Here is a 5,601-nt window from a genome sequence, read left to right as displayed (position 1 = left end):
GTTCCGCACGCCGTTCGTGCCGCTGGTGCCGATCCTCGGCATCTTCACGTGCGTGTTCATGATGGTCTTCCTGCCCATCGACACCTGGATCCGGTTGGCCGTGTGGATGGCGATCGGCCTCGTGGTGTACTTCACCTACGGCAAGTCGCACTCGCATATCGGCCGCGCGGCCGAGGCCGCGGGCGACTGAGCCTCCCACACGTTACTTTTGAAACGGCGCCCGGTCCGGGCGCCGTTTCGCTTTTCTCCCATCTGCCGTGACCGAGCTCGACGCCCTCTCCGTACCACCCGCCCGACGCGACGCGATCCTCCGACTGGCCGAGTTCTGGAAGCCCGGCACGGTGGCGGCGCTGTCCACGCACATCAACGCCGACGGCGACGGGTGCGGCTCGGAGACGGCCCTGGCCCGGTTGCTCGCCCAGCGCGGCGTCACGGTGCGGATCGTGAATCCCACCCCCTGGCCCGACCTGTTCGCGTTCCTGCTCGGCGACGACGTGCAGGACGCCACCGCCCAGGGCGCCGAAGCGCTGAGCGCGATCGACGAACTCGTGGTGGTGGACATCAACGACGTGACGCGCCTGGGCACCCTCGCGCCCGCCGTGCGCACGCTCACCGTGCCGCGGCTGGTGATCGACCACCACGTGGTGTCCAGCGATCCGGCCGGCGAGGTGCTGTTCAGCGATCCCGCCGCGTGCGCCACCGGCGAACTGGTGTTCGACCTGGCGCGCGTGCTCGACCTCGACATCACGCCGGCCATCGCGCGGTCGCTGTACACCGCCATCCTCACCGACACCGGCGGCTTCCGGTTCAGCAATACGTCGCCGCGCGCCCACGCCATCGCCTCGGTGCTGCTGGGCGCCGGCGTGGACCAGGAGGAGATCTACCGGCGGGTGTACGCGTCGGCGCCGGTGGGGCGCGTGCGGCTGCTGGCCGAGGTGCTGCAGAGCCTGGGCGTGGACGAGACGCTGGGGCTGTCGTGGCTGACCTTGCGCTCGGGGGCGCTGAGCGAGTACGGCGTGCGCCAGGAGGACCTGGACGGCATCGTCGAGCATGCGCGGTCGATTGCCGGCACCAGGCTGGCCATCTTCTTCCGCGACCTCGGCCACAAGAAGGTGAAGGCCAGCTTCCGCAGCACGGGCACCTTCGACGCCAACGCCTTCGCCCGCCGCTACGGCGGCGGGGGGCACGTGCGCGCCGCCGGCGCGCTCATCGCCGGGTCCATGGACGAGGTGCGCGAGCGCGTGCTGGCCGACGCGCGGCAGGAGCTGGCGTCGCTTGGAAAGGGGTCGGGCACGCCGTAGTTTCCGGGCATATGCCAGAGACTCTCCAACAGCGCATCACCCAGGCGCTCTCCAAGCTCCGCAATCCCCGCACCGGCCACGACGTGGTGAGCGACGACATGATCCGCGACGTCGCCACCACCACCGCCGGCAAGGTGCGCCTGTCCCTGCTGCTCGCGGCCGACGATCCGGCCACGCTCGTGCGCGACGTGCGCCAGATGCTGGAACGCGTGGAAGGCGTGACCGAGGTGCGCGTGGACGTGAAGGATCCGTCGGCGGCCGCGCCCAAGCCCGCCGCGTCGCGCGCCCTGCCGGTGATGGACGACCGTCCGGCGGCGCCGCGCGCGAGCGCGCCCACGCCGGTGCCGTATCCGAACCTGGGACGCATCATCGCCGTGTCCAGCGGCAAGGGCGGGGTGGGCAAGTCCACGGTGGCCACCAATCTCGCCGTGGCGCTGGCCCGGTCGGGGCATCGCGTGGGACTGATGGATGCCGACATCTACGGGCCGAACGTGCCCCGCATGATGGGGCTGGACGCGCCGCCCGCGGTGGTGAGCGAGAAGATCGTGCCGCTCGAGGCGTTCGGCGTGAAGGTGATCTCGCTGGGATTCATGATCGACCGCGACCAGCCGGCGATCTGGCGCGGACCGATCGTGATGAAGATCATCACCCAGTTCCTGCGCGACGTGGCGTGGGGGGAGCTGGACTACTTCATCGTCGACATGCCGCCCGGCACGGGCGACGCGCAGCTCTCGCTGGTGCAGGCGACGATGGTGCACGGCGCGGTGATCGTCACCACGCCGCAGGAGATGTCCACGGGCGACGCCCTGCGCGGCGTGCGGATGTTCCAGCGCGTGGGCGTGCCGGTGCTGGGCATCGTGGAGAACATGAGTTGGTTCGAGTGCCCGCACTGCGGCAAGCCGACCTCCATTTTCGGGGCGGGCGGCGGCGAGCGGCTGGCGCAGGAGACGGAGCTGCCGCTGCTGGGCCAGATCCCGCTGTATCCGCGGGTGCTCGAGGGCGGCGAGGCCGGGCAGCCGATCGTCGTCGCCGATGCCGCGTCGTCGGCGGCCAAGGCGCTGGTGTCGGTGGCCGAGCGCGTGATCCGGGCCATGCAGGATCTGGCGCCGGCCCCATGAGGTGATGCGTGGCGCGCGCTCTCGTCACCCTGCTCACCGATTTCGGGACGGCGGACGGCTACGTCGCCGAGATGAAGGGTGTGCTGGCCACCGGGGCGCGCGACACGACGATCCTCGACATCTCGCACGACATTCCGCCGCACGACATCGACGCCGGACGTCTGGCGCTGGCGCGCTACTGGAAGCGCTTTCCCGAGGGCACGATCCACGTGGCGGTGGTGGATCCGGGCGTGGGCACGGCGCGCGACGCGCTGGCGGTGGAGAGCCAGCGCCGGTATCTGATCGGTCCCGACAACGGCATCCTCTCGCCGGCGCTGCTGGCGCCGGGCGCGCGGGTGGTGCGGCTCTCCATTCCCTCCGCCGCGTCGGCCACCTTCCACGGGCGCGACGTGTTCGCGCCGGCGGCCGTGCACCTGGCGCTCGGGCAGGCGTTCGACGCGCTGGGGGCGCCGGTGGCGGAGCCGATCGTCCGCCGCACGCCGGAGCCGCGCCGCGCCGCGGACGGGTCGGTGGAGGGGCAGGTGGTGACGATCGATCGCTTCGGGAACGCGATCACAAATCTGCTGGGGGTCAGGGGCGGCATGGTCACGGCCGGCGGCCGCGACGTGCCCGTGACGCACACCTATGCCGACGTGCCGCCCGGGGCGGCGATGGCGCTGGTGGGCTCGTCGGGGTTGCTGGAGATCGCCGTGCGCGACGGCAGCGCCGCGGAGACGCTGGGCCTCACGCGCGGCGCGCCGGTGCGGTTGCGCGCCGGATGACGGTCACACTGCTCCCGGCCCCAACCCCCACGCCATGATGCTCGTTCTCGAATTCTTCGCGCTCGCCTTCAGCGCGCTGCTCCCCGTGATCAATCCACTGGGGTCGGCGCTGGTATTTCTGGGATTGGTGGAGGACGCGCCGGATGAGGTCCTCCGCCGCCTGTCCCGCAAGATCGCGATCAGCACGGCGCTGTTTCTCGCGACGATCGAGCTCGTGGGCGCCGCGCTGCTGGCCTTTTTCGGCATCTCCCTGCCGGTGGTGCAGGTGGCGGGCGGGTTCGTCCTGGCCGCGATGGGGTGGAGGCTGCTGAACGACGAGGCGCCGGCGGCGCCCGAAGTCCAGGGCGCGCAACCCGCGGCGTCCGTCGCGTCGCTGGACGGCAAGGTGTTCTTTCCGTTCACCTTTCCCGTCACGGCCGGCCCGGGGACGATCGTCGTCATGTTGACGCTCAGCGCCCATGCGTCGCGCAACACGGGCTCGCGGTACGTCCTGGCGCACCTCGGCATCGTGGTGGCGGTGGTGGCCCTCTGTCTCTCGGTGATGCTGAGCTACCGGTACGCGCCGAAGATCACCAAGAAGATCGCGCCGCAGACCGTACACGGGATCCTGCGCGTGATCGCGTTCGTGCTGCTGTGCATCGGTGTTCAGATCGCGTGGAACGGCCTGGCCGCGCTATTCCGGACCCTGCACTGACCGTGACACGCCCCCGCTGACCGCGGCGGCGCGCCGTTACGGGGTGCCGCCTGACCGATCGATGGACACGGTGCCGAGCGTGGTCTCCACGTGGATGCGCAGGTGGTGCTTGGCGGTGTCCCAGTTGTCGGAGTAGTAGTAGCCGTCGCGCTTCTCGAGCCCGTCGTTGTCGAACGACGTCAGAAAGCGATCGAGCGCCAGCCGCACCCCGACCTCGCGCGGGATCGTGAGCGCCACCTTGCCCAGCGCCACCTTCACGTAGGCGTCCATGTCGCCGGTCCAGGTGCCGCCGAAATCCAGATACACGGCCCCCACGCCGCCATTGAGCGTGAGCGACGACGCGTTGGCGTTGGCGATGTGGCGCAGCGTGAAGCTGGCGGCGCCGATGTCGATCGCCATGGTGCCCAGGCGCGCGCCGTTGGGGGTGCTGAAGTCCATCGTCTCGTCGGCGGCGCCCGACTGCACGCGCAGGCTGCGCACGGACAGGCCGCCGAAATCGGCATTGGCCTCGGTGGCGCCGAGGTCGAGCGACAGGTCGAGCGGCACGTTGGGGGCCAGGGCCAGCCGCATCCCCGCCTTGTCGTCGTTGTCCGAGTGGCGGCCGCTCCAGCCGGTGGAGGCGTTGTCGACGCCGATCCGCAGCGTGCGGGCTTCGGGATCGAACTCGTGCAGCGGCGTGGTGTTGTCCTCGTTGTACCGCAACCGCATGGCGTACAGCACGGGATCGGTGGCGGCGCGCAGCTCGAACCGGCCGGCGCCGTACTGCACGTTCACGTGGAGCTCGTTGGTATCGTGGAGCTGGCGCGACACGTCGAGCGTGCGCCAGGTCTGGCCATGAGCCAGCGACGGTCCGGCGGCGAGCACCGCCGCGGCGAGCAGGACGGAAGGTTTCACGGCGTGCTCTTGATGGTGGTGACGGGCCGGCGCGCGGCCGCCACGCCGGCTACGGGCGTGGGGGTCTGCCAGGCGAGCTGTTCATTGGGTCCGCGCGGCGTGGGCGTGACGTCGGGATGCTCGTGCTGCGTGCCGGCCCGCGTGAGGACCGCGGCGCCGAGGCCGGCGGTGAGGGCCACCCAGGTGACGGCCACGGCCACGGCGCGGAGCACCACCTGTGCCGCCGGCAGCCACGTGAATGCCGCGACCACGAACCAGAGGCTCAGATACACCACGAGCCCCGTGAACAGGGCGCGCAGCGTCACGCCGCGGACGACGGAGCCCGGCTCCACGCGGAACAGCCCACGTCCCGTGAACCGCGCCACGGCCAGGAAACCGAGCGCCAGTAGGCCGGCCGCGGCGATGACGTAGGCCACGATCGCGAACGGGATGAGCAGGACGCCTATGACGGTGATGGCCAGCGCCACGACGACCAGCAGCAGCAGCGGCACCAGCCCGAGCTCGGCCAGGATGCCCACCCAGAAGGCACGCGCGAAGTGCCGCTCCAGTTCCGAGACCACGCCGTCCAGGTTGTGTTCGGCGAACAGCAGCACGCCGATGCCGATCACGAGGAGCACGGCGAACCAGGCCACGACCATCTTCATCGCGCCCCAGGTGGTGAGCGGCGCGGCGGCGGCGCCCGCGGCGTCGCCGGTCGCGAGGTCGCTGAGCGATCGCATCTCGCCGTTCACGGTGCCGCCGGACAGCCGGACGTGCCCGCCCACGGAGACCGCGTCGCCGGTGACGACGCCGCCCGGCCGCACGACGACGTCGCCGCGGAGCGCGATCGCGTC

7 protein-coding genes are annotated in these 5,601 nt (G+C 71.2%); 5 read left to right on the top strand and 2 right to left on the bottom strand.

Features of this window, described 5'->3' with window-relative positions:
• The 5 genes from VNE60_13000 to VNE60_12980 all read left to right on the top strand — a co-directional run.
• On the top strand, positions 1-190 hold a 190-nt coding region (locus VNE60_13000), incomplete at its 5' end, for an amino acid permease C-terminal domain-containing protein (protein ID HVB32436.1).
• A gap of 67 nt (positions 191-257) precedes the next feature.
• Complete coding sequence (locus VNE60_12995) at positions 258-1,301, top strand: bifunctional oligoribonuclease/PAP phosphatase NrnA (GenBank protein HVB32435.1); 1,044 nt, start codon at positions 258-260, stop codon at positions 1,299-1,301.
• A gap of 11 nt (positions 1,302-1,312) precedes the next feature.
• Positions 1,313-2,419: an Mrp/NBP35 family ATP-binding protein gene (locus VNE60_12990; protein ID HVB32434.1), complete on the top strand. Its 1,107-nt coding sequence runs from the start codon at positions 1,313-1,315 to the stop codon at positions 2,417-2,419.
• Between the two features lie 8 nt (positions 2,420-2,427).
• Positions 2,428-3,180, top strand: coding sequence for an SAM-dependent chlorinase/fluorinase (locus VNE60_12985; protein HVB32433.1), 753 nt, complete (start codon positions 2,428-2,430; stop codon positions 3,178-3,180).
• A 34-nt stretch (positions 3,181-3,214) separates the two neighbouring features.
• The gene (locus tag VNE60_12980; protein HVB32432.1) at positions 3,215-3,874 is read left to right on the top strand and encodes a MarC family protein; all 660 of its coding nucleotides are present in this window, start codon (positions 3,215-3,217) and stop codon (positions 3,872-3,874) included.
• A gap of 36 nt (positions 3,875-3,910) precedes the next feature.
• Here VNE60_12980 and VNE60_12975 read toward each other — a convergent pair whose 3' ends face one another.
• Both VNE60_12975 and VNE60_12970 read right to left on the bottom strand, forming a co-directional pair.
• Complete coding sequence (locus tag VNE60_12975) at positions 3,911-4,768, bottom strand: hypothetical protein (protein HVB32431.1); 858 nt, start codon at positions 4,766-4,768, stop codon at positions 3,911-3,913.
• Positions 4,765-5,601: hypothetical protein (locus VNE60_12970; protein ID HVB32430.1), on the bottom strand; the 837-nt coding region annotated here is incomplete at its 5' end. The genes VNE60_12975 and VNE60_12970, both read right to left, overlap by 4 nt.

This window comes from Gemmatimonadaceae bacterium (assembly GCA_035533755.1).
Lineage (GTDB): Bacteria > Gemmatimonadota > Gemmatimonadetes > Gemmatimonadales > Gemmatimonadaceae > JAGWRI01.
This window is presented reverse-complemented; position numbering and strand designations above follow the sequence as displayed.

Excerpts from the sequence above, each read along its gene's own strand:
- VNE60_12990 (HVB32434.1), top strand. The coding sequence starts at position 1,313 with ATGCCAGAGACTCTCCAACAGCGCATCACCCAGGCGCTCTCCAAGCTC.
- VNE60_12980 (HVB32432.1), top strand. The coding sequence starts at position 3,215 with ATGATGCTCGTTCTCGAATTCTTCGCGCTCGCCTTCAGCGCGCTGCTC.